The 22,896-nt window shown below is 68.5% G+C and carries 18 protein-coding genes, 1 tRNA gene and 1 pseudogene; 10 read left to right on the plus strand and 10 right to left on the minus strand.

Translation table 11 applies throughout. The features are described from left to right. Positions 1-57: 57 nt before the first annotated feature. Both AB0H78_RS19305 and AB0H78_RS19310 read right to left on the minus strand, forming a co-directional pair. The gene (locus AB0H78_RS19305; RefSeq protein ID WP_363235673.1) at positions 58-978 is read right to left on the minus strand and encodes an alpha/beta hydrolase; all 921 of its coding nucleotides are present in this window, start codon (positions 976-978) and stop codon (positions 58-60) included. A 135-nt stretch (positions 979-1,113) separates the two neighbouring features. Beyond that, entirely contained in the window at positions 1,114-1,263 is a 150-nt protein-coding gene (locus tag AB0H78_RS19310) for a hypothetical protein (RefSeq protein WP_363235674.1), read from the minus strand. Between AB0H78_RS19310 and AB0H78_RS19315 the strand changes: the two genes are divergently transcribed. After that, a complete protein-coding gene (locus AB0H78_RS19315; protein WP_363235675.1) occupies positions 1,262-2,242 on the plus strand; it encodes an Lrp/AsnC family transcriptional regulator in 981 nt (326 codons plus the stop codon). The genes AB0H78_RS19310 and AB0H78_RS19315 overlap by 2 nt on opposite strands. Before the next feature lie 89 nt (positions 2,243-2,331). Then, the gene (locus AB0H78_RS19320) at positions 2,332-2,688 is read left to right on the plus strand and encodes a hypothetical protein (protein WP_363235676.1); all 357 of its coding nucleotides are present in this window, start codon (positions 2,332-2,334) and stop codon (positions 2,686-2,688) included. A gap of 1 nt (position 2,689) precedes the next feature. On the opposite strand, the gene AB0H78_RS19325 is transcribed toward AB0H78_RS19320, so the two are convergent. Further along, positions 2,690-3,631, minus strand: coding sequence for a DUF2510 domain-containing protein (locus AB0H78_RS19325; RefSeq protein WP_363235677.1), 942 nt, complete (start codon positions 3,629-3,631; stop codon positions 2,690-2,692). 233 nt (positions 3,632-3,864) lie between these two features. Between AB0H78_RS19325 and AB0H78_RS19330 the strand changes: the two genes are divergently transcribed. Then, positions 3,865-4,617: a cobalt-precorrin-6A reductase gene (locus AB0H78_RS19330; protein ID WP_363235678.1), complete on the plus strand. Its 753-nt coding sequence runs from the start codon at positions 3,865-3,867 to the stop codon at positions 4,615-4,617. Here AB0H78_RS19330 and cobF read toward each other — a convergent pair. Beyond that, positions 4,586-5,347, minus strand: coding sequence for a precorrin-6A synthase (deacetylating) (cobF, locus tag AB0H78_RS19335; protein WP_363235679.1), 762 nt, complete (start codon positions 5,345-5,347; stop codon positions 4,586-4,588). The genes AB0H78_RS19330 and cobF overlap by 32 nt on opposite strands. A 70-nt stretch (positions 5,348-5,417) precedes the next feature. Here cobF and AB0H78_RS19340 point away from each other — a divergent pair, with 70 nt between their 5' ends. From AB0H78_RS19340 to AB0H78_RS19350, 3 genes are read left to right on the plus strand one after another with little or no spacing between them, the layout of a single operon-like run. Next, on the plus strand, positions 5,418-6,161 hold the full coding sequence (locus tag AB0H78_RS19340) for a (Fe-S)-binding protein (RefSeq protein WP_363235680.1): 744 nt from the start codon (positions 5,418-5,420) through the stop codon (positions 6,159-6,161). After that, positions 6,158-7,576: a lactate utilization protein B gene (locus AB0H78_RS19345; protein WP_363235681.1), complete on the plus strand. Its 1,419-nt coding sequence runs from the start codon at positions 6,158-6,160 to the stop codon at positions 7,574-7,576. The genes AB0H78_RS19340 and AB0H78_RS19345 overlap by 4 nt, the downstream gene beginning before the upstream one ends. Continuing rightward, entirely contained in the window at positions 7,573-8,214 is a 642-nt protein-coding gene (locus AB0H78_RS19350; protein ID WP_363235682.1) for a lactate utilization protein C, read from the plus strand. The genes AB0H78_RS19345 and AB0H78_RS19350 overlap by 4 nt, the downstream gene beginning before the upstream one ends. Here the strand turns inward: AB0H78_RS19350 and AB0H78_RS19355 are convergent. Beyond that, entirely contained in the window at positions 8,211-8,699 is a 489-nt protein-coding gene (locus AB0H78_RS19355; RefSeq protein ID WP_363235683.1) for a DUF309 domain-containing protein, read from the minus strand. The genes AB0H78_RS19350 and AB0H78_RS19355 overlap by 4 nt on opposite strands. A 102-nt stretch (positions 8,700-8,801) precedes the next feature. Between AB0H78_RS19355 and AB0H78_RS19360 the strand changes: the two genes are divergently transcribed. Continuing rightward, positions 8,802-8,875 (plus strand) — tRNA-Pro (locus tag AB0H78_RS19360). Positions 8,876-10,226: 1,351 nt separating this feature from the next. Beyond that, positions 10,227-11,864 carry an AAA family ATPase gene (locus tag AB0H78_RS19365; protein ID WP_363235684.1) on the plus strand — a complete coding sequence of 546 codons (1,638 nt, stop codon included), beginning with the start codon at positions 10,227-10,229 and terminating at the stop codon, positions 11,862-11,864. Positions 11,865-11,868: 4 nt separating this feature from the next. On the opposite strand, the gene AB0H78_RS19370 is transcribed toward AB0H78_RS19365, so the two are convergent. Together AB0H78_RS19370 and AB0H78_RS19375 are read right to left on the minus strand one after the other, a co-directional pair. Continuing rightward, positions 11,869-13,290, minus strand: a complete 1,422-nt coding sequence (locus AB0H78_RS19370) for a DUF6177 family protein (protein ID WP_363235685.1) — start codon at positions 13,288-13,290, stop codon at positions 11,869-11,871. Then, positions 13,287-13,655 (minus strand): annotated as a pseudogene (locus tag AB0H78_RS19375) (type VII secretion protein EccC); the annotation flags it as partial. The pseudogene AB0H78_RS19375 and the gene AB0H78_RS19370, both read right to left, overlap by 4 nt. 250 nt (positions 13,656-13,905) lie before the next feature. Between AB0H78_RS19375 and AB0H78_RS19380 the strand changes: the two are divergent. Then, positions 13,906-15,561 carry an N-6 DNA methylase gene (locus tag AB0H78_RS19380; protein WP_363235686.1) on the plus strand — a complete coding sequence of 552 codons (1,656 nt, stop codon included), beginning with the start codon at positions 13,906-13,908 and terminating at the stop codon, positions 15,559-15,561. 58 nt (positions 15,562-15,619) lie between these two features. On the opposite strand, the gene AB0H78_RS19385 is transcribed toward AB0H78_RS19380, so the two are convergent. The 3 genes from AB0H78_RS19385 to AB0H78_RS19395 all read right to left on the minus strand — a co-directional run bounded on the left by AB0H78_RS19385 (position 15,620) and on the right by AB0H78_RS19395 (position 20,982). Beyond that, positions 15,620-17,755: a UvrD-helicase domain-containing protein gene (locus AB0H78_RS19385; protein ID WP_363235687.1), complete on the minus strand. Its 2,136-nt coding sequence runs from the start codon at positions 17,753-17,755 to the stop codon at positions 15,620-15,622. A 99-nt stretch (positions 17,756-17,854) separates the two neighbouring features. Continuing rightward, positions 17,855-19,135: a restriction endonuclease gene (locus AB0H78_RS19390; RefSeq protein WP_363235689.1), complete on the minus strand. Its 1,281-nt coding sequence runs from the start codon at positions 19,133-19,135 to the stop codon at positions 17,855-17,857. Between the two features lie 14 nt (positions 19,136-19,149). Further along, complete coding sequence (locus tag AB0H78_RS19395; RefSeq protein ID WP_363235691.1) at positions 19,150-20,982, minus strand: AAA family ATPase; 1,833 nt, start codon at positions 20,980-20,982, stop codon at positions 19,150-19,152. Between the two features lie 240 nt (positions 20,983-21,222). On the opposite strand from AB0H78_RS19395, the gene AB0H78_RS19400 reads away from it, so the two are divergent. Then, complete coding sequence (locus tag AB0H78_RS19400; RefSeq protein WP_363235692.1) at positions 21,223-22,857, plus strand: sigma-70 family RNA polymerase sigma factor; 1,635 nt, start codon at positions 21,223-21,225, stop codon at positions 22,855-22,857. Positions 22,858-22,896 lie beyond the last annotated feature (39 nt).

Here is a 22,896-nt window from a genome sequence, read left to right on the forward strand (position 1 = left end):
CACCATGCGGGAGTTGGGAGCGCTCCCACAAGGTGTGGACCGCGAGACGGTCCGAACTCACCCGGCCCGGCCGGCCAACCGGGTCAGGTGCTTCTCCAGAAACGAGATCTCCGCCTCGACGGCTTGTTCGTGCGACTCCAGGAACGGGGCGTAATGACGACCCGTCAGATGAACCACCTCGGCATCCGGGGCGTTGCGGGCCGCCTCGACGGCGGGGCCCGGCAGCGCGCTCCGGTCCTGGTCGCACACGACCACCAGCAGCGGGCAGCGGATCCGCGATGCGTGCCGTCCCGGGCGGTATCCGCCGATCCGCAGCGCGATCCGTGCGGCGACCGTCTGCTCCCAGTCCGTATGGCGGTGTTCGGGATCCAGGGCGCGATCGCCGTCCATGGCGTCGGAAGTGGTGAGCGAGGCGACGTCGCCCCGTGCTCCGGAGGTCGGAACCAGCAGCGGCTGCCGCCCGAGGAGTCCGCCGAGCGCATCCGCGATGCCCAGGCCGAAGAGCCGCAGCATCGCGAGGGGAGTCATGGCGCGCAGTGCGTGAGGGGCGAGCGCGAAGCCGTCGGCCAGTGGCGTCTGCGCGACCGCACAGGCCAGTTGTGGGTGGTCGGCGGCGACGCGGAATACATGCCCTCCCGCGAGCGAGAAGCCCCAGACGGAAATGCGGTCCGGGTCGACGTCGGGCAGGCTGGCCGCGTACGCGATCGCGGCGTCCCAGTCGGCGAGTTGCTCATCGATACGGACGATCTGGCGCGGGGTGCCCCCGCTCTCCCCGAACCGCCGGTTGTCGAAGGCCAGGACGGCGAATCCGGCGTCGTTGAACCGTGCCGCGAAGAGGTCGGAGGCCGGCTCCTTGGTGACCGAGGTCCCCCCGGCCATGATCACGCAACCGCCGTTGGACCCCGGATAGTGCCAGGCCGCGCAGGTGGTGTCACCGCTGGCGAACCGTACTTTCACGCGTTCCCTGAGCTCGGGCATGTGGACCTCCGTGGTGAATCCGTCGTTGTCCGGAAAGCGGCCGATCGCGCGGGGGTCTGCGGTGCGGCGCACAGTGCCGTCGCGCCGCAGACCCCCTTGCCGGTGTCACCGATGGCGACTCCGGTGCGGCGGCCGTCAGCCGACGAGGGTGGGGAACCAGATACGCGGATCGATGATCATCGGGTACTCCTTCCGTCGCGGTGCGGGCTGGACGTATCCATCCTTGGCGCGAGGTCTGCGGGAGAAGCACCGCACGGCGACGGAATGGGCGAAACTGGCGTCCATGGCGTACGCATCGGCGGATTCCGTACTGAGCCTCCTGGACCAGCGGCTGGTGGCCGCGCTGCAGTGCGACGGGCGCATCACGGCGGAACGGGCCGCTCATGCGCTGGGCGTCGCCGCCGCCACCGTGCGCCGCAGGCTGCACGCGCTGACCGCCGACGGGACCGTACGCGTGGTGATCTCACCGGTGGCGCGGCCGCGCAACGGCGGCTCGGCAGGGGCCCTCTTCCTGCGCATCAGGGTCCTGCGGGGGAAGCTCGACACCATCGTGGCCGCGCTGGCGGCGCGCGAGGACATCCCGTTCATCGATGTCAGCGCGGCGGGCGACGAGATCTTCGCGGTCGCCCGCACCGAGCCGGGCTCGCGGGACCCGCTGGTCTTCCGCCAACTCCCCTCCACCCAGGCGGTCACCTCGCTGGAGAGCGCCACGGTCCTGCACGTCTTCCGGCTCACCTCCGAGTGGCGTCACCAGGTGCTGACCGCATCCGAGCGCGCGGCCCTGAGCCCGCCCGAGCCGTCGGCCTCCGGCACCTCGGGCCCGTACGGAATCGACACCGACCCCCTGGAGCAGTCCCTGATCGACGCGCTCACCCCTGACGCGCGCCTGCCCGCCGCAACCGTGGCCGCACGCACCGGCCACCCGGAGACCACGGTGCGCCGGCGCATCGCCCAACTGGCCGCCCAGGCACGCCTGATCACCCAGGTCCTGATCGACCCCCGCAAGCTCGGACTGCCCATCGAGGCCAAACTCCTGCTGCACGTGGCCCCCGACCATCTGGCGGCCGCCGGCCGGGCGATGGCCGACCATCCCTCGGTGCACGGCGCGTTCGCGACGTCGGGGCCGTCGAATCTGCATGCGGCCGCGTACTTCCCCGACCTGACCGCCCTGTACGGCTTTCTCTCGCGCGACCTGGTCGGTCTGGGGATCACCCAAGTCGAGACGGCCATCGTCAGCCGCGCCGCGAAACGCGCGCCGCGCTGATCAGCGGCCGCCATCGGGACGGGGGCGGTGAGCCGTTCGTACTCAATGCTGAGCATGACAAGCTGAGCGGGCCGGTACGATTCCGCCCCATGAGCGCATCTGACCAGAGCCAGGCCGTGGACGAAGCGATAACCGAGCCGGAGCCCGAGTTCGATCCCGCGCCCGACCCCGAGGCGGGGCCCGAGCGGCAGGGGATGACTCCGCGTCAGGCGCGGCGCCTGCGGATCGCCGTGGCGTCCGTGCTGATGGTCGCCATGGCCGTGGTCCTCTGGGTGCGGCTCGCCAGCCGTGCGTCGCTGCTGGTCGTCGCCGACTACGGCCTCGCCCTGATCCTCTGCGGAGTGGTGATCGAGCTCAGCCGCAGCGGCCGAACCCGGCTCGCGAGCTGGTTGCTCGGTGCCGGGCTGGTCGCCGCGGTGGCCGCCGACTGGCTCGTACTTCCCTGACTCAGGCCGTCTTGCCCGCGCCGGACCCGTCCTGGGCCGCTGCCTTGATGCCCTTGGTGATGGTGTCCATCACGGACAGGGAGGGCGCCTTGCTGCTGACATCGAATCCGGACCGTACGACGACCAGGGTCTTCGAGTCGACGGGGGAGGGGAAGGCCAGGGACTGCACGTATCCGTCCTCGCCGGTCTTCGTCACCACCTTCCAGCGGACCAGGTAGCCCTGCTGCCCGGCAACCGTGACGGCTTCGGACTTGAGCTGCTGGTGCGAGGTGATCGCCCCGTAGCTCTTCCCGCCGTACGACTCCTTGGCGTTGGGGGAGATGTCCTTCTCCGCGGCCGCCTTGGCCGAGGTGGCCTGGTTCTTCCAGGCGAGCGCGGGAGCGGAGAAGACCCCGCCGCGCGAGCATTGCGCAGTGGCGTCACCGGGGCACTTGTACGTGCCCGTGGAGACCCCGGCGCCGACGGTGCCGGACTGTCCCTTCCAGCCGTCGGGCACGGGGATGCTGATCCCGCTGGCCAGATCGGTGGCGTATCCGGCCTCGGTCTGCGGTTGCTGTTGTTCGGGAGCCTGGCTCTCGCCGCCGTCCGGACCGCCCTGCCCGTTCTGTCCGCCCTGTCCTCCCTGCCCCTCCTGCCCGCCGGGACCGCCGGGCCGCGAAGGGGCGGTCGAGGGCGCGGAGCCTGCCGTGTCCGACGATCCGCCGCCGTTCCCGGAGTCGTTCGTCAGCAGGTAGACGCCGCCGGCGATGGCTGCCACCACCGCGGCTCCCGCGACGACGGCGATCCCCATGCGCACCCGGCGGCGGGTGAGCGAGTGGGGAGGGTTCTGCATCGGGCGGAGCGCGTCGGTCCACTGCTCGCCGTCCCACCAGCGCTCCTGGAGGGGTCCTGCACCTGTGTGCCCGGGGTCTGCGTGCCAGCCGGGCGGGCTTGTCTGGGTCACGGCGTCACGGTAGACGCGCTGCGTGAAAAACGCATGAGACCGATCGTGTCGACAGATGCGCCGCGACGGTCCGGCGCACCTCACACGCGAACAACTCCACTTCAACGTTGCCCTGTTCGCCCGACCACCCGCCCGGGCCGCGGCTCGCGGAAGCCCGGCTGAAGGAGTCCCGCCCGACGCTGATCCACCGGGCACCGGCTGCCCTGCACCTGGCCTGCACGTACCCTCGCCCCATGCACGTCCTGATCCTCGGCGGAACGGCGGAGGCCCGGCAACTGGCCGCCGAGCTCGACCGCCGCCCCCGCCTGCGCGTGACCACCTCCCTGGCAGGCCGCGTCGCACGCCCCAGACTCCCGGCAGGGGAGGTGCGGATCGGCGGTTTCGGCGGGGTCGCGGGTCTCGTGGAATGGCTCCACGAGCACAGGCCGGACGCCGTGGTGGACGCGACGCACCCTTTCGCCGCCACCATCAGCACCAACGCGGCGGCTGCCGCGCAGGCCACGGGTGTCCCGCTGATCGCCTTGCGCCGCCCCGGCTGGGAGGCGGTCCCCGGCGACCGCTGGCACGCGGCGACGGACCTGGCCGACGCGGCCGCCAGACTGCCCGCGCTCGGCCGCCGGATCTTCCTGACCACCGGGCGCCTGGGCCTGGCGGCCTTCACGGATCTGGACGAACTCCACTTCCTCGTACGGTCGGTGGAAGCCCCGGACCCGCCGCTGCCCCGCCATTGCGAGATCCTGCTCGACCGGGGCCCGTACACCGTCGAGGGCGAGCGGGACCTGCTCCGTACCCAAGCGATCGAAGTACTGGTCACCAAGGACAGCGGCGGCCCGGCGACCGCCGCCAAACTGACTGCTGCCCGCGAACTGGGCCTGCCCGTCGTGGTCGTACGCCGCCCGCCCGCGCCCGCGGGGGTGCCCCTGGCGCAGGACGTGTCAGAGGTGCTGCACCGTCTCAGTCCCGGCGCAGCAGATACGTGTCCATGATCCAGCCCTTGCGGGCGCGCGCCTCGGCCCGTACTTCCTCGATGCGTTCAGCGACCTCCGACAGTCGCCCGGACACCAGGATCTCGTCGGACGTCCCCACATAGGCGCCCCAGTAGATGACCGGGTCCTGATCGATGTGGTGCCGGAAGGACTGGTGCGCGTCCAGCATCACGACGACGTCGTCCACCCCCTCGGGCCACCCCTCCGCCAGCCGCCGTCCTGTGGTGATCTGGACGGGCCGGGCCACCCGGTTGAGTCCGGTGCGGTGCTTGGCGACCAGGGCGGAGACGCTGCTGATGCCGGGGATCACCTCGTGGTCGAAGCTGACCGCACCGCGCTCCAGGATCTCCTCCAGGATGCCCAGCGTGGAGTCGTACAGGGCGGGATCGCCCCAGACGAGAAAGGCGCCGCACTCGTCGTCGCCCAGCTCGTCGGTGATCATCCGCTCGTAGATGTCGGCACGCGCACGGCGCCAGTCGTCGACGGCGGGGGAGTAGCCCGCGCCACCGGTCCTGCGGTCCCGGTCCGGGTCGCGGGCCTCGACGAGGCGGTACTCGCGGTCCTGGATGTGCTGCTGCAGGATCTCGTGGCGCAACCGGATCAGATCGGACTTCTCCTCTCCCTTGTCGAGCAGGAAGAAGACATCCGTCCGGTTCAGCGCCTTGACCGCCTGAAGGGTCAGATGGTCAGGGTCGCCCGCCCCGATGCCGATGACATAGATCTTTCTCACCGCACCGAGTCTGCACCATGGTCATCCAGCCCCTTACGGGGGCCGCCGCCGACGGCATATCCTCCGACCTATGCGTGTCGCACTCTTCGTCACCTGCGTCAATGACGCGGTGTATCCGTCCACGGGTATCGCCGTCGTCAAACTCCTGGAACGGCTCGGGGTGGAGGTGGACTTCCCACCCGGCCAGACCTGTTGCGGACAGCCGCAGTTCAACACGGGCTACCGGCGCGAGACCGAGCCGCTGGTACGGCGGATGGGCCGGGTCTTCGAGGGTTACGACCACGTGGTGACCCCCTCAGGTTCCTGCGCGGCGATGGTGCGCGACAACTACCCACGGATCGCCCGCAAGGGCTCTGACCCGCAGCTTCAGCGAGTCTCGGACGCGCTGGTGCCGCGGATGTACGAGCTGACGGAGTTCCTGGTGGATGTGCTGGGTGTGACGGACGTGGGCGCGTACTTCCCGCACACGGTCACCTACCACCCCTCGTGTCACGGCCTGCGGATGCTGGGACTCGGGGAGCGGCCGCGCAAGCTGCTCGAAGCAGTGAAGGGACTCGAACTGCGCGAGCTGCCCGGGTCGGAGGAGTGCTGCGGTTTCGGCGGAACCTTCGCGATGAAGAACTCCGATGTTTCCGTGGCGATGGGTGAGGACAAGGTCCGCAACGCCGCCTCGACCGGAGCCGAAGTGCTATGCGGAGCCGACAACTCCTGCCTGATGCACCTCGGCGGCCTCCTGCACCGCCAGGAAGCACCACAGCGAGCGCTGCACCTGGCGGAGATTTTGGCGAGTACGGAGAAGGAGCCGTTGGGATGAGTGGGACGTTTGTGGGGATGCCGTCGTTTCCGGTGGCGGCGCGTGCGGCGGTGAACGATCCGGTGCTGCGGGGGAATCTGCGTCATGCCACGCACACGATCCGGGCGAAGCGTGCGGTGGCGGTGGGTGAGCTGTCGGACTGGGCGCAGTTGCGGCAGGCCGGGAAGGAGATCAAGGACCGGACGCTGCGGTATCTGGACACCTACCTCATCGAGTTGGAGGAGAGGGTCACCGCGGCCGGCGGGATCGTGCACTGGGCGGCCGACGCGGATGAGGCGAACCGGATCGTGATCGATCTGGTGAAGGCGACCGGTGAGTCGGAGGTGGTGAAGGTCAAGTCGATGGCCACCCAGGAGATCGGTCTCAACGAGGCCCTGGAGGCGGAAGGCATCGCCGCTTACGAAACCGACCTGGCGGAGTTGATCGTGCAGTTGGGCGAGGACCGCCCCTCGCACATCCTGGTGCCCGCCATCCACCGCAACCGCGGCGAGATCCGGGAGATCTTCGCCCGCACCATGGGCGACTGGGGCCGCCCGGCCCCCGACCATCTCACCGACAGCCCCGCGGAGTTGGCGGAGGCGGCCCGGCTGCATCTGCGGGAGAAGTTCCTGCGCGCGAAGGTCGCCGTCTCCGGGGCCAACTTCATGATCGCCGAAACGGGGACGATGGTCGTCCTGGAATCGGAGGGCAACGGACGCATGTGCCTGACCCTGCCCGAGACCCTGATCTCGGTGGTCGGTATCGAAAAGGTCATCCCCGCCTGGCAGGACCTGGAAGTCTTCCTCCAAACCCTGCCCCGCTCCTCGACGGCGGAGCGGATGAACCCCTACACCAGCACCTGGACCGGCACCACCGACCAGGACGGCCCCCACACCTTCCACCTCATCCTCCTCGACAACGGACGCACCACCACCCTGGCCGACGAAGTCGGGCGCCAGGCGCTGCGCTGTATCCGCTGCTCGGCCTGTCTGAACGTGTGCCCGGTCTACGAACGGGCCGGCGGCCACGCATACGGCTCGGTCTATCCGGGCCCCATCGGCGCGATCCTCTCCCCGCAACTGCGCGGCACCCAGTCCGCCATCGACGCCTCCCTGCCCTACGCCTCCACCCTGTGCGGGGCCTGCTACGAGGTGTGCCCCGTCGCCATCGACATCCCCGAGGTCCTGGTCCACCTGCGCGAACAGGTCACCGACCAGCCCGGATCCGGCCACCGCCTGGAGAAGACGACGATGAAGGCGGCCGGCTGGATCCTCAACCACCCCGCCGCCCTGACCACCATCGAGCGCCTCGCCGCCAAAACCCGGGCCGTGCACCCGAAGAAGGTCCCCGGGGCATCGGCGTGGACCGACCGGCGTGACCTGCCCACGCTGCCCGCAGAGCCGTTCCGTGACTGGTGGAAGAAGAACCGCACATGAACACCCGCGACACGATCCTGGCCCGCATCCGCACGGCGGTCGCCGACGCCCCCCAGGCCCCCGAACCCACCCGCACCTACCAAACCACCCACACCCCCAACACCCCCCAAACCCTCACCGACCTCCTCGCCCACCACCTCACCGACTACCGCGCCCACGTCCACCACACCCACCACGACAGTCTCCCCGACCTGATCGCCCGCCTCCTGACCGCACACGGATCCCACACGGTGCTCATCCCACCGGGCCTACCGGCCGCCTGGCTGGAGGAAGCGAACACGCAACAGATCCCGGACAGTTCGACCAGCACCCCCGCCGACCTCGACACGGTCGACAGCGTGGTGACCGGGTGTGCGCTGGCGATCGCCGAGACCGGCACGATCGTCCTGGACGCCGGCCCCGACCAGGGCCGACGACGCATCACCCTCATCCCCGACCACCACATCTGCATCGTCCGCACCCAAGACCAGATCGTCGCGTCCCTCCCCCACGCCCTGCCCCGCCTCGACCCCACCCGCCCCCAAACCTGGATCTCAGGCCCCTCCGCCACCAGCGACATCGAACTCGACCGCGTCGAAGGCGTCCACGGCCCCCGCACCCTCGACGTCATCCTCGTAAGCCCCGACCCCGACAGCTAACTTCCCAGCAGCCGGGGAGCCTCCTCCTCGGCGTCGACGACCCGGGCGCCGTCCGCCGATTCGAGGCGCCCGGCAAGTGCCCGCGCCCAGGCGGAGAGCGCATCGAGATCGATGCCGTACGGCACGCGCTCCCCGTACGCGTCCACCCAGCCCGCCCCTCTCCGCAGAAGCCGCGCTCCGCCCGCCGTGTTGCCCCGCGCGCCATGGGTGAGCCCGACGGCGAGTTGGGCCAGCCCGCGCCACAGGGCGCGCTCCTCATCCGGCCCGGACTTCCAAGCGTCCTCGAAGACTTCATGCGCATGGAACGGCATCCCGGCGTCCAGCAGCCGCTGCGCCTCGCGCACCGTCTCCTCGGGCCGGCGCGCCACCCCCTCGGGCTGCCGCTCGACGCCGGCCGTCCCATACGGCAGAGGCCGCCCAAGACCGTCGCGCGGACGCGCATTGCGTGCTCGCCCCTCTTCGTCCCTGTCCCGCTTGTCGTTCATCCGGTGATTGTCGCGTGTGCAGGTGCAGTGAGTCGCGTGCGCGGATTGATGTATGGTTCTCATGCAGGTCAGGCCAGGGGAAACACCAGGTCAGACGGGCACCGGGACGTGGCGCAGCTTGGTAGCGCACTTGACTGGGGGTCAAGGGGTCGCAGGTTCAAATCCTGTCGTCCCGACAGTTCGAACGATCGAACGTCGCAGGTGAAGGGCCGTTTTCGAACGGCCCTTTTTCTGTTGCTCCCATGCTCCCACCTGGGAGCATGGGAGCGGGAGCCCGCTCCCACCGACCCCACATCGTTTTGCTCCCACTCACCCCCATGTGCACATATTCGTTTCCTTGCACACCCGTTCACATCCGAGCCCGTTCTGTAACCCGCAACTCCCCTCGATCGGGTGACGTTCCGGATATGCGCTTCCGCTCTTCCCGCAGCTCATGTGCGCTCCCATCCGCTCCCACTGGGAGTGGGGTCGGGATCGAAGACCCCACACCCGGAAACCGTGATGTGGGGCCATGCGAATTCGTGACCCCATTTCCGATTCCGGATGGGTGATATGCATGTTTTTGGGCAATGGGTGTTGTGGGCTGCATTCAGATGTTGAACGCGGGTGGGAGCGGTCCAATGCACTACGGGGACATGAGCAGCCAGGGGAGTCGTTTGCCGTCCGATCGCGTCTACGGGCGACGGTTCGATGCACCACGCGAACGCCGACCACCCGTCACGTCGTAGACGCAGAGCAGTTCGGCGTCGCGGCCGCGCGTCTAATGGATGCCCTGTGAAGGTCGCTGGATCGGAATCCTGCGTGCCGACCAAGCTCTGCTGGAACGCGAAATGGTTCTCGGTGTCCGCCACTTGTGGATGGGGCGTGCAGGCCGTCTGGCGGTGGGACAGTACCCCGGCGTACAGGCTGACTCGTCCGCATTTACGGCCCTGACCTGGGGTTTTCCCCGGGGTGGGGTCGTTTTGCATCCAGAGCCGTTTACCCCGCTGACCTGCGGTGTTCCCGGGTGTTCCCGCGCGGTTGTGCAACGATCATGGTCTGTCCGCCCCCCACGCCCTGCCCCACCTCCGCGCTCCAAGCCCCGCCCTACCCCGGCCGCCCACGCGGCGAGATGCGCTGACGGCTCGCCACCTGATATCGCCCGTCGCTCTCCACGCGGATGACGCCAGCTGGGCGGGGTTGTGCGCGCCCGTGCGGGCCGGTCGGGGCCAGCAGGCGTTCGCCCCTTGGCGTGGGCGCGACGGTGCCGCATTCGCCGGTACGGGCGGTCGATGGCCTGTCTCGGCGGGTGGCTGTCGCGCTTGGCCGCACGCGCCGGGCAGGTGGCGGACGTCGGAAGGGTTCGAGTACTCGGGTAGCGAGTGCCAATCCCCTTTCAGCGGTGGGCTGTGAGTGCAGGGGAGTGCAAGGTGGAACAATCCTGCTCTGGGATGTCGTCGTATGCGGTCGTTGTTCAGGGGAAGAGGGGGAACGATGCCGGGAGCGTCTGCGCCGCGGTACTCGACCAAGCGGTGTGAGCGCGCGTGGGTGAAGGGGGTCGAGTTCCTGCGGCAGGGGAGGCCGGACTGGGCCGCGAGTTGCTTCGAAGAGGCCATCCAGCATGATCCTTCGGCTGCTGATGCGTGGTTGGGCCTCCATGCGGCAGGGCGTCGCCAGGCAGAGGCTGTTGATGCGATGGCGCACAATCTCCGCTCCTTCGGTGCCCTGCGCAGCAAGCTTGTCACGCCGCTCAAGTCGCGTTTCGACCTCGGTACCTACGTCTCATTGCGTCTCGAGACCGCACGCGATGCCTGGCTCGCCGCGGTTGCGAAACTCCTCGATGCGCGGCGGCTCGACGAGGCGTGGCAGTCCCTGTCGGAGGCGTATCTGGACTGCGACGAGACGCGTTTCGCGTGCACCCGGTACGCCTTCTTGAAGCAGGACTGGAACCTCACGCTGCACTTTTCACGCAACGTCGCCGACGCGTTCCTTCGTGATGAGACCCAGTTGTACGTGGGCCGCGCCCTCATCGAGCAGCAAGTGTTCCATGAGGCGCTCAATGCCCTTACCCCGCTCCCGAAGAAGCTGGAGAAGGAAGGCCGGTTCGATGGTGAAGTTGCCTACGCGCGGGGTCTCGCCTACGAGGGGCTCGGGCAAATGGACGTCGCCCTGCGGCATTTCCAGTACGCCTTCCGCTGCTTCCCCACCCTCGCGGATGTCGCCGAACGCGCCCAGGCCGTGACTGTCCCGGCCACAGCGACTCCGGCCCGTCAGACACCACCCACGCCGACAGCCTCCGCTGAAACCGTGCCTCCGGAGGTACAACTCAAGGAGGCCATGGCGCTGCTGGACGGGATGGTGGGGCTGGAGCCGGTCAAGCGACAACTGCGAACGCTCGTCGCACAGTTGCGTATGGCTGCCGTACGCAGAGAGCAGGGGCTTCCTTCGACTTCGGCGCCGCAGCATTTTGTGTTCACCGGCCCGCCAGGCACAGGGAAGACCACGGTGGCCCGCGTTGTCGGCAAGGTGTTCACCGGACTTGGACTGCTCGAACGAGGCCAGGTCATCGAAGCGCAACGAGTCGACCTGGTTGGCCAGCACCTCGGCGAGACTGCCATCAAGACGAGCAAATTGATCGACTCGGCGCTCGACGGCGTCCTGTTCATCGACGAAGCGTACTCGCTGTCCAACACCGGCTACTCCGGCGGGGACGCGTTCGGCGACGAGGCGCTCCAGGTCCTGCTCAAGCGTGCCGAGGATGACCGGGACCGGCTCGTCGTCATCCTGGCCGGCTATCCGGACGAGATCACCGAACTTCTCGCGACCAATCCCGGGCTCGCGTCCAGGTTCACCACACACGTGGATTTCCCGTCGTACTCGGCCGAGGAGTTGGTGCGGATCGCGCACAGCTTCCTAGAGCAGCAGGGCGATGTCCTCGATGAGGACGCGGTCACCGTGCTGGAGGCAAGCTGCAGGCGCGCGGTCGACGATCGCCTTGTCGACCAACTGGGCAATGGCCGCTTCGCCCGCGAACTCTGCCGCAAGGCAGGTGCGTTACGCGATCTGCGCGTGTTCGAACTGCACGGGACCTCCGGAACGCCCAGCCGCGAGGAGGTCACCACCGTGCGCTTCGTGGACATCTCCCAGGCGTATCAGGACCTCTGCGCGAGCAAGATCGCGCCCTGACTCCCTATGCGCGAGGCTCTTCCTGGGCTGCGCCGAGGTGAGCGGTGAGCTGTTGGAGATCGTTCCAGGCGTGGGCGTTGGTGCCGTTTCCAAAGGGGTAGTGCAGGGCGGGGCGGTTGGTGTGCCCGAGTTGGATGGGGCGCAGGGTGAGGGGTGGGCGTCGGGCGTGGGTGAGGCCGATAGCCGTGACGGATTGCGGGCCAAGGGTGAAGGAGACGGGGATCGGGGGCGCTTCGAGGTGGGGTGGGGTGGTGAGATCGCGGCGGGCGGTGCGGAGTTGGGCGAGCATCGAGGTCAGCCCGAACCGGGTGACGAGGGTGTTGGCCAGCGGCTCGATCGCTTCCAATGGCGGGGTTTCGTCTGCGGTGTAGCCCAGGGCGAGGGTGGCGTCCTCTTCGATGCCCGTTGTGGTGCGGGTGATGCGCAGGGTGGCGATCGCGGGGCGCTCGGGGTTCCCGATGGCGGTCAGGAGGCTGGGTTTGGGGGCGCGACTGCGGGCCAGGTCGGTCAACTGGCGGGTGGACCAGGGCAGGTTGATGGGCTCGGCGCTGCCCCAGCCGACCGGCGGGGCTCCGGTGAGGCTCCGCCAGGTTGTTTCGAGTGCCTGGCCGAGGATGAGATGGTCATCGACGGTGTGGTGCGTACGGAAGCTGAGGATCAGCTGGCGCTCGCCAGTGGCTGAGGGTGCTGCTGTGAAGGCGGGGGCGACCGGCGTGGTGCCCGCCGTACCGGAGGCGGGGGCGAAGGTGCCGTTCTGCCAGCGGAGTACGGCGCCGGAGAGCCCGTCGCAGTAGCCGCATTCGGGGTCCTGGATCACCCAGCGGTTGGGTGCGCCGGTCAGCGCGGTGCGCAGGGGCTGGGTGAGGCGTACGTGAGGTGGAGTGACGATCTGCAGCGCGCGGTCAGTTGCGGCCGTGGTGCGCAGGATGTCGGCGAGCCAGGTCGTCAGAGCGAGGACGGGCCGGTCGGTCAGGACGACGGCGGTGGAGTCGGTGAGGACGTCGACGGCGGGCAGCGCCTCGTCGGGGGCCGGGAGCGCGGTGACGTCCGTGCTGAGCGGGACGACTTTGATGGCCTTGGCGTTCGGGGGCCAGGTGGTGCCGCCGAGGAGGGCGCTGAGGCGGCCGGCGAAAGAGGCCGCGAGGGGGTGGGCTTCTGGGACGGCGGTGGAGGCGCGTACCTCCGTCCACCACACCGGCCCTGCGGCGGCCGGGGTGTTCAGCAGGCGCTGGGTCTCGCCCGGGGTATGAATCAGCATGGGGGCTTCGATGGAGACCAGGGGGTGTCCGCCGGGGCCGCAGAGTTGGATGACCGCGCCATCTTTGCTGGTGGCCACGTTGAGGTCGGGGTCGCCCGCGTGCAGACCGGCCGTAATTGCCCAGGCGTCGGGCATGTTCGGGGTGAGGGCGATCACGTCCTTGGTCACGCGGCGTCTTCCGGGTGGGTGGGGGCGAGGGCGGTTTGGATGAGCTGGTGGCGGCGCCCGCGGTGGATCAACGTGCCGCGGCCGGCGGGTTGGGCGCTGGCGTAGAGGCCGGGGAAGAGCTGGCCTTCGGTGCGATCTCCGGTCATCAACAGGGCCGCAGTGCCTGATTCACGCAGAGTCATCAGGAAGGGCTCAAACAGGGCGCGAGAGGATCCGGCGACGCGGCGGGTCAAGACGAAGTGCAGGCCGATGTCCTGGGGGGAGGAGATGTAGGGCAGGAACGCGGCGAGGAGCTGTTGGCCTGCGGTGGTGAGGATGTCGTAGTCGCCGATGAGGATGACGATGCGCGGCCCGGTGAAGGAGGGCAGCGCAGTGAGGGCAGCCGCTGCTCACCCCGTGCCCGGTGACGCACGGGGACGCTCGCTGTCACGGCTTCCGACTGCGGTCACGTGCAGCGAGTTTTTTGTGGACGATCGGGGTGAGTAGCCACTGTCGGGCAAGGGGGCCGCGGCGCGTGGGCTCAAGGGAGCCGGGTACACGTCAGGCACTGGCGCGTGAACGTCGTCAACGCGCCCGAGCCTGGAATGGCTATAGCGCCCCGTGTACGCTGGGGGAATGACTGACAGTGCCGCTTCACCGGTCGGGCCCCTTGTCACCGGTTCCGAGATCGCTCGACTGGCTGGGGTCACTCGGGCCGCTGTCTCCAACTGGCGTCGGCGCTACGAGGACTTTCCCGCACCGGCGGGCGGTGCCGCGAACAGTCCGCTCTATGCACTCGCCGAGGTGCAGGCGTGGCTGGACAAGCAACGCAAGGGTCAGGACGTATCACCTGAGGTCGAGCTGTGGCAGGCCATGCGGACCGCGTACGGGGATCAGATAGTCACGGGCTTGGCAGAGGTGGCCGGGCTACTGAGCGGAGAGCAAGAGCCGCGGCCGCCGGATGACGTCGCCGCGCGTGTGCGCGGGCTCGCCCGGACTGAATCGCCCCTCGACCTCGTGAACGGTCTGACTGAACGGTTCATGGATTCCGCCCGGCGCGCGGGATCGGACCAGGTAACCTCCGAGCGCGTAGTGCGTGCCGTATGCCACTTCGCCCCTGTCCTGTCGCCTGACGCCGTGGTCTTCGATCCCGCCTGCGGAATCGGGGTGCTGCTCCTGGCTGTTGCCTCCGAGGCAGACATGCGCTGCTGTGGCCAGGAGTTGGACGCCGACAGCGCCCGTTTTGCACAGCTCCGCGCCGACCTCACGGGGCGGTCAGGCGTACAGATCATGGCGGGTGATTCCCTGCGCGCTGATGAATGGCCGGACCGCAAAGCCGATTTGGTCGTCTGTGATCCGCCGGCCGGAGTGACGGAGTGGGGGCGTGAGGAACTCCTCCTCGACTCGCGCTGGGAACTCGGCACACCGTCCAAGGCCGAGGGGGAGCTCGCGTGGCTTCAGCACGCCTATGCGCACACTGAGCCCGGCGGACAGGTCCTCATGGTGATGCCCGCCTCAGTCGCGTACCGCAAGGCTGGCCGCCGCATCCGCGCGGAACTCGTACGCCGGGGCATCGTGCGTCAAGTTGTCGCCTTGCCCCCGGGGACGGCGACCTCTCATGCCCTGCCCATCCACCTGTGGTGCCTGCGCCGTCCCGAAGGCGCGGAGGGTACGGATACGCGCCACACCGTACGCATGGTCGATCTGACCGGGAACAGTCCCGACGGAAGTCTGGAGCCACGTCCCGACCAGGTCGCCGACGTGCCGCTGATCGAACTCCTCGACGAAACAGTCGACTTGACCCCCAGTAGCCACCTGCGGGATCGGCATCGTGACTACCCCGGTGAATACGCGGCCCTGCGCCAAGAGTTGGAGGAGCAGCTCCGTCAACTCGCCGCGTTCCTTCCCGAGCTTGTGCAGGGCGACGGTCCGGGCTCACTGGGCGGCGCCACCACCAGCGTCGCGGATCTTGCGCGCGCCGGACTCGTCGCGTACGACGGCCCGGAGCCGGTCTCCGTCAGCGATCGGCTCGACACGGACTATCTGCAGGGATTCCTGCGCAGCTCCGTCAATGTCCGCCGCTCCACGAGTGCCAGCGGGACTTTTCGGATGGACGGAAGGGGCTCACGAATCCCCCGCATGGGCATCGACGAGCAGCGTCGGTACGGATCCGCCTTCCAGTCCGTGTCCGCGTTCGAGGAAGAAATGCGGAAGGTGGAGGAGCTGAGCCGGAAAATCGCCGAAGTCGCCCGTGAAGGTCTCGCCACGGGCGCTCTGGTGCCGGAGGAGTGATGGCCCCGTGCGGGGCAGGCGCGTAGGCGCCCCGCACACGTCCGAACTGGGCGGTCGGTTACCCGGCGGGTGGCAGGAACGAACTGGGAATTCCGCTCCACGTCACACTCAGCGCCTCGCGGGCGCGCGTGCATGCGACAAAGAGCAGACAGCGCTCCCGGAGGAGATCGGCGTCGTGTTGCAGAGGGTCTGCCTCGCGCGAGGTGACTTCTCGGGTGAAGGGGACGGCGCCTTCGCGAACGCCGAGCACGGACACTGCCCGGAACTCGAGGCCCTTCATCGCGTGCATCGTCGCCAGCCGCACGCCTTCGGCCCCCGGTGCGATCTGTCCTTTGACTCGTAGCGCTGGGATGCCGGCGGCCTTCAGTTTTTCCTCGGCTGTGTCCAGGGCGAGGCTGAAGCGTGCGCACACGCCGATCTCGTGCGGTGCGAGGCCCTCGGCGAGCAGCGCCCGGACTCGATCGACCAGGGCTTCGGACTCCCCCTGCTGGGTCGCATACCCCTGTGCCTGGGGGCGGCGCCCGTGGAGCAGGGACCGGTATCCAGTCAGCGAGTCCGTTCCCTCGCCCTCCAGCGCTTCGATGGTCACGGGCGCGATAAGCCGGGCCGACCAGGTGAGGATTTCCTCTGTAGAGCGGTAGTTGACACGCAGCCGAAAGCTGCGGCCGGCCGTGGCGATGCGCAGGGAACCGAGTGACACTCGGGAGTCATAGATCCGCTGGTGCGGGTCGCCGGTGAGGAACACGTCGTCGGGACCGGAGGAGACAGCGGCGCGCAGCACACGCCATTGGGCGGGGTGCAGGTCCTGCGCCTCATCGACGACGACATGGGCGTACGGGGCCGGCTCGGCGGCGAGGAGATCGGCGGCGCGGGTGCAGACGTGCAGGTGGGTGGTTTCGCCGAGATCGCGCAGGAGCTGTTCGAACCGTTCCACGCCGCTCCACACCAGGCTGCGGCGCGCGGGTCCGAGACCGGTGCCGCGGCCGCGGCGGCTCGCGCCGAGGTAAGCGTCGAGATCGCGGAGGTCCTGGCCGAGCACCACGTGCCGGTACTCCTGGGCCAGGAACTGGGCGGTGAACGGCAATTCGAGCTGCTTGACGACCTTCCCCCACAGCTGCCGCTGCTCCCGGTCGCCGATTGGATTTGGTGTGGCCGTCGATTTCGCGCGCACGATGCTGTTCGCGTAGGCGTCGACCGTTGTCACGTCGACACGGGCCAGCAGACTCTCGTCCTCGTCAAGGAGAAGGCCGAGCATCTCGCGAAGTCCGGTGGCGAGCGCGTTCGTGTACGTGGTGAGCAGGATGCGGTCGTCGTCGGAGTGGCCGAGCAGGTGTTTGACCCGGTGCAGCGCGGCCACCGTCTTGCCGGTTCCGGGACCGCCGGTGACCTGGACAGGGCCCCCGTACGAGGTGCGGTAGGCGACGCGGCGCTGGGAAGGGTGGAGAAAGATCCGCCAGGCCGCGAACGGCTTTTCCAGGATCTCCTCCAGCTCTTGCGGACCGGTGACCAGGCGGATGCGTGCGGGGGTGTTGGCGATCACTGTGGCCAGGTCCTCCACTGGCTCGGCGGGTGCATCGGCGGGTCGGCGCACGGCGACGACGTCCCGGTAGACCTCTTCCGGGCTGAAGCCCTCGGCGAGGTATTGCAGCACCTCCAGCTGATCCTCCGGCAGGAGTGTGGAGAACGCCTCCAGTTGAGCCTTGTCCCCCAGAGAACGGGCGGCGCGCAGAACCTGGTCATCGATGCCGAGCTCGCGCAGCGTGCCGTCGGAGACATTCGCGAACAGCAGCCGGGGCGCTGTGCGAGCGGCTGTCTCGTATAGCGGTGTCAGCTCGTCCAGGGCGACGGCGTTGCGAACCTCCAGGGCACGCGTCGCGGTGTTGGCGCTGTACAGGCGCTTGGCCGCCCAGTTGTAGGCGTCGTCGTGCGGCAGGACGTTGACCAGCAGGAACATGTCGCTGCCGTCGTCGGGGGCGAGGACGACACCCCGCCAGAAGTCCGTGATGCGAATGGTGCGCATCCGTCGATCACGGGCGTTGCCGACGGACTCAAGGTGCAGTCCTTTGTCCGCGTTGAGTTCGGCGACGGTCATGGTCTGGAACTTCTCCATGGCCTTGCGTACGCCGGTTCGCACCGGCTTCTCCAGGGTGTCAAAGCCGTCCCAGAAGCTCTGGGTGAAGGCGAGCCGGGGCATGGGTTCCGTACCTTTCTTCCTGAGCGGGCCTGTGCATCTGGCAGCGGTCTGATTCCCGTGAGGAGATCCTCGGGTGAGGGGGAACTCCCGCGTGGTGTTTCATGATTGCGAATGTGGGACGGTTTGCGCATGCGAGGTGGTTCCAGCCAGCCGCCCGGCGATTCCCCGGAAGGCTGCCAGCAGTTCTACGGGTTCGCAGGAGAGGTCGAGGCTGTGTTGGTACAGCCGTACTCCCCGCCCGCCTGGCCCCGTTGTCGTACCGCGTACCTCATGGAAGCGGTCGGGCTGCCGTCCGGCCGCGTACACCAGGTGCGCCTCGCTCAGGCCGAGCACGGTGGCGTAGGCGAATGCCTGGTACAAATCGGCGTTGAGATACCCGTCGGCCTTCTCGATCTTGTACTTGGCGTCGACTACAGCGAGCGGTGTGCGCCCGTCGCCGGTCCGCACGACGAGGTCGGGGCGCATCCGTACGCGACCGGCGGTGTCGAGGTGGTGCGGGTCCTGGAAGCATGCGGTCAGGTCGTGTTCCCGCAGGGCCTCGCGCAGGGCGACGGTGACGAAGTCCTCGAACAGCTTGTTCATGTCGAGCAGGAAACCGTCCATGGAGAGGGTGTCGGGCCCGGTCCGGTGCTCTGGCGAGGTGCCGCGCAGGACTGCCTCGGCGAGCCGCAGCGCGGGCTGGTACCGGGTGTTGAGGCGCGAGGGCTGCCAGTGCGGCAATTCCTGACCGCGCACCAGGGGTAGAGCGTCGGCCAGACGTACGCGCTGGTGGGCGAGGCGTCGCCGGACGGGGCCGGGGACGCCCGGTAGGCGCAGCAGGTGCTCTGTGGCGGTGCGCAGGATACGGTTTTCGGCGGTGTCGGCGGTGTAGGCGTCGTAGACGATCGCCACGGGCGGTGTGCGGCCGAAATGGCGCCGGATCTGCTCGGCCTCGCGCAACCGCCCGCGTACGACCAGCGCAGACTCCTCCACCTCGCGATAACCCTGGAGGACCCCGCGCTGCAGCGCCGCGTCGATCTGTCGCTCCACGGCGTGCGCGAGTGCCGGGACGACATCGTCGTACGCACCGGTGTCGAGGGTGCCCTCCCGGCTGTCTCGCCAGGCGCGCGCCGGGTCGAGGCTGAAGCCGAGCAGGAAGAACAGTCGGGTCACGGGGGTCTTGGGCATGATCCGTACGACCAGGCCGTTGGGCGTGCGGACGGCGCCGACCCGGCTGCCCGCCCGTAGCAGCCAGTGCCCGCTCCGTACGGGGTCGGGGGTCGCGCTCTGCAGGATGCCGGAGGCGGCCAGGGCCCGCCCGGTCGCGGCGCCGATCGGGACGGAGACGGCGTGTCCGTACTCGCGCAGCACCACCTCGGACACGGGAACGGGTGTGCTCACGCCCGGATCCGTGCTCATGCCGACGGACGCTGTTCGCGCAGCGCGTCGAGCCCGTAGCGGGCGGCGACGTCGAGGCCCTCGCCGTAGTGGTGCTCTTCGAGTAGCGGCAGGATCTTCGTGCGCCAGGTCCGCTCCAGCCCGCCGTCGCGGTACACGCCGGGCTTCATCAGGTACGAGGGGCCGATGGCGAAGTCGGCGTCGTCGATCCGTGCGTTGAGGGCGTCCAGGAGGTGGGCGGGCTCCGGGTCCCTGCCCTCGCGCTTCAGCCAGCGCGCCAGCAGTCCGGCGGTCGGCTCGGTACGCGGGGACAGTTCCACGAACGCAAAGCGGCGCCGCATCGCCGCGTCCACCAGCGCGATCGACCGGTCGGCGGTGTTCATTGTGCCGATGACGAAAAGGTTCGGCGGCAGCGCGAAGTCGTCGCCCGAGTAGGTGAGGCGGACGGATCGTGTGCGGTACTCCAACAGGAAGTACAGCTCGCCGAAGACCTTTGCCAGGTTGGCGCGGTTGATCTCGTCGATGATCAGGAAGTGCGGGATATGCCGGTTGCCCTCGCGGGAGGCGAGGTCGGCGAGTTCCCGCAGCGGCCCGGCGGTCAGCCGGAACGCCACCTCCCGTGTCTCGGGATCCTCAGCCGGACGGAAGCCCTCGAAGAAGTCCTCGTAGGCGTACGAGGGGTGGAACTGCACGATCTTGACCTGCTCCGGGCCGCCGCCGAGGTACTCGGCCAGCTTCATCGCCAGGTATGTCTTTCCAGTTCCTGGCGGACCATAGAGAACCAACTGTCGCTCATCCAGAAGGAGTTCACGCATCTCGTCCAGCCAGGCTCGGTCGTGGACGAGGAGGTCGGCAGCGAGGTCCTCGGTGACTTCCGGCAGAGACAGTTCCCGTGGTGTCGGCCGTTCCGCGGTGGGCAGCTCGCTGGCGTCGTCGGGCCCCACCATGACTGTGTCTTCGGTACGCCCAGTGAGTCCGTCCAGGGCGTCGAGCACACCGGTGAGGTCGACGACATCGTGCTGCACGGACAACTTCTGCTGCACTGTCTCCGGCAGTTCCTCGTACGCGTGGCTCTGCGCCTGCCAGGCGACGGTCCGCCGCAGATTGGACAGCCCACCCGGCGACGCGGCCTGTACAGGGCCCCCCGTGATCTCCCCGAGGTATAGCCGACCGTCGCCGATGGTGGCCACCGTATCGCCGACGCGCATCTGCGTCAGAAAGGCATGCAACTCGTCGACCAGGCCCCGCTTCTGGTTGTACGAGGCCGCCCCCTCGTACCCCTCCTCGACGAAACGGCGCAGCGAACTCTTGGTCGGATCGGCCTCCTCCAGCGGTGGCAGATGTCCGCCCACGAGCGAGACGACGCCCTCCTTCAGCCACAGCTGCCGCACCAGGTTGTGCCCCGAGACGTTGGAGCCGCGCACCAGCCAGCCCTTGTGCGGCGGACGCCAGCCCGTGGACAGGTAATCGGCGAGCGGGTGTCCCTCGGCGCTGCGCCAGGTCTCAGGCCCAGATGCGTTGTAGCCGTACGCCAGCGAGGCGGCGGCCGAAGAGGAATTGCACACGATGTCGTGGGCTGCCATCCAGCGCGCCGGCGCCCCAGGCCGCTGCGGATCCACGGGCGCGTCGACCAGCGCCCCGCTCTCGCGCAGCTCCGCGCGGAGCCGCCGCTGATAGTCGCCGAGCCCCTGCCACATCTCGGCGGCGACCTCAGACCCTTCCTCCAGGAGGAACTTGTGCGTGCCGTTGCCGCCGAACTCGACGAGCAGATGACCGCGCGCCTCACCGCCTCCATTGGGCAGCGTGACGCGGAAGTCGGGGGAGTTAGGAAGGCGGTCGGGTTGAGGCATGGGTGACCTTCGCGGAGAGGGTGAGGCCTACGCGGACACCGAAGAGCTTACGTGTTGACACTGTCAATCGACATGAGATCCGGGCATCCCTTCGGTGGTCAACAGCCACAAGGAAGCGAGGTCCGCCCCCTGGCCGGATCTGATGTCGGGTTAGTGAGGATTGGGTGCGCCTGTAGCTCGAGCCAGGATCAGTAAACAACTCCATTGTGCGTTGACGGCGTAAACAGACTTCTCTAGTGTGTGGAGTTGTTGGTCAGGCTCTTTGAGGCGACACTGACGCTGGGGTACTGGGATGGGGAAGTGATGGCCGAGCGGCGCGCGATTGAGGTGGCGGAGCTGCGGTCTGTCATTGAGAGGCTGAAGCGCTGTGCGTCGCGTGCGGGAGTCGTCAACCATGAGGCCTTTGCGTCGGAAGCGGACCGGCTCGGACTCACGACCGAGGAGCAGCAGCGAAGGCTCCGCAACGGGCTTGCATCTCTGGGAATTCACGTGAAGTCCACGAGCCAGGGGCAGCTGAACCACAGTCCTGTCACCTCCGAGAGGTCCGAGACTCAGAGCACTGTCACGTCGTCGACCATGCCGAACTCGTCGAGTTTGCGCCGGCTGACTCGGGCATCGGCTGTGAGATCAAGTACCACGACCGCCGCCGGAGGTGCCGAGGCCGAAAACCCGCGCGGTGGGCAGCGGTCGGTCAGCCTCGGACTCCAGTGTGCCGCCACCGAGGCGGCTCCGTACTTGGCCCAGGCCCGGCGGATGCTGGCCCGCTACACCGATGTCGGCGGCTCTGTCACCAAGCTTGCCCACGACGGCGTCGTCCGGCTTCACCGGCTTAGTCCTGCCGAAGCCCGTGAGCTGACCGCCGACTTTCCGGTCACCCGCCCTCTCATGCCCCACGCGCCCGCCCTGGCAGTAGAAGGGCGTGAAGCCCGCCACATGGTGCCCGCACCCGCGTCGGTGGCGAGCGTCGCAACCACGGCTGGCGCCATCCACGCTGCCCGCGCCGTCTTGGAGGAGGACCGGTGGCGTCGGGGGTCGGTCAGGGTACTGAAGGCGGACGAAGAGGTAGGTCTCGCCGTGCTCCTCCGCGGCGGCACCGACCAACTCAGCCGGGACGTCCCGGTTGAGGAGATTGTGGCGCTGCCCAGCGGTAGCGAGCGTCGACGCGCTCACGACTGCCTCGTCCTGCACAATCAGAGGCTTGTGTGGAAGGTTGCACAGGGTTTCCAAGGGCACGGACTTGAGATGGACGACCTCGTTCAGCACGGAAATGTCGGGCTGCTGCGCGCGGTCCGCAGGTTCGACGCCACTCAGGGCTACAAGTTCTCGACCTACGCATCAACTTGGATCAGGCAGCGCATATCCCGCGGCATCGCCGACGAAGGCGCCCTGATCCGACTGCCCGTGCACGTTCACGAAAAGGTCAGCAAGGTCGCCAAGGCCGAGCGAAAGCTCTTGAGTGAAGGTCGGGCCAGGACCGTCGACAATGTGGCCTTCGTTAGCGGGCTCACCTTCGCCGAAGTGGATGAGGTGCGAAGGGTCAGCCGATCCACCGACTCCCTGGACCGGATCATCGGTGTCGACACCGCTCTTGGCGACCTGATCATGGGGCCTAGCCGACTGCCCGGTCCTGCCCTCGTGTTGATCCGCAAGGAGTTTCTGGCGCGGATGCGCCATGTTCTGTGGCATCTGTCTGAGCGTGATCGGCATGTTCTCATCCGGCGCGCCGGTCTCGACGGTGACGAGCCGGACACGCTGGCGGACATCGGGGCCGTTTTCGGCATAACCCGCGAGGGCATCCGGCAGGTCGAAAAGAAGGCCAAAACACGGTTCCGGGAGGAGCTGGCTCGTCACCAGCTGGTGCCGTCCCGCCTCTGACTCGACAGTGCTTCAGGCCAAATCTACTGCTGTCCTTCC

It is taken from the genome of Streptomyces sp. NPDC050738 (assembly GCF_040654175.1).
Lineage (GTDB): Bacteria > Actinomycetota > Actinomycetes > Streptomycetales > Streptomycetaceae > Streptomyces.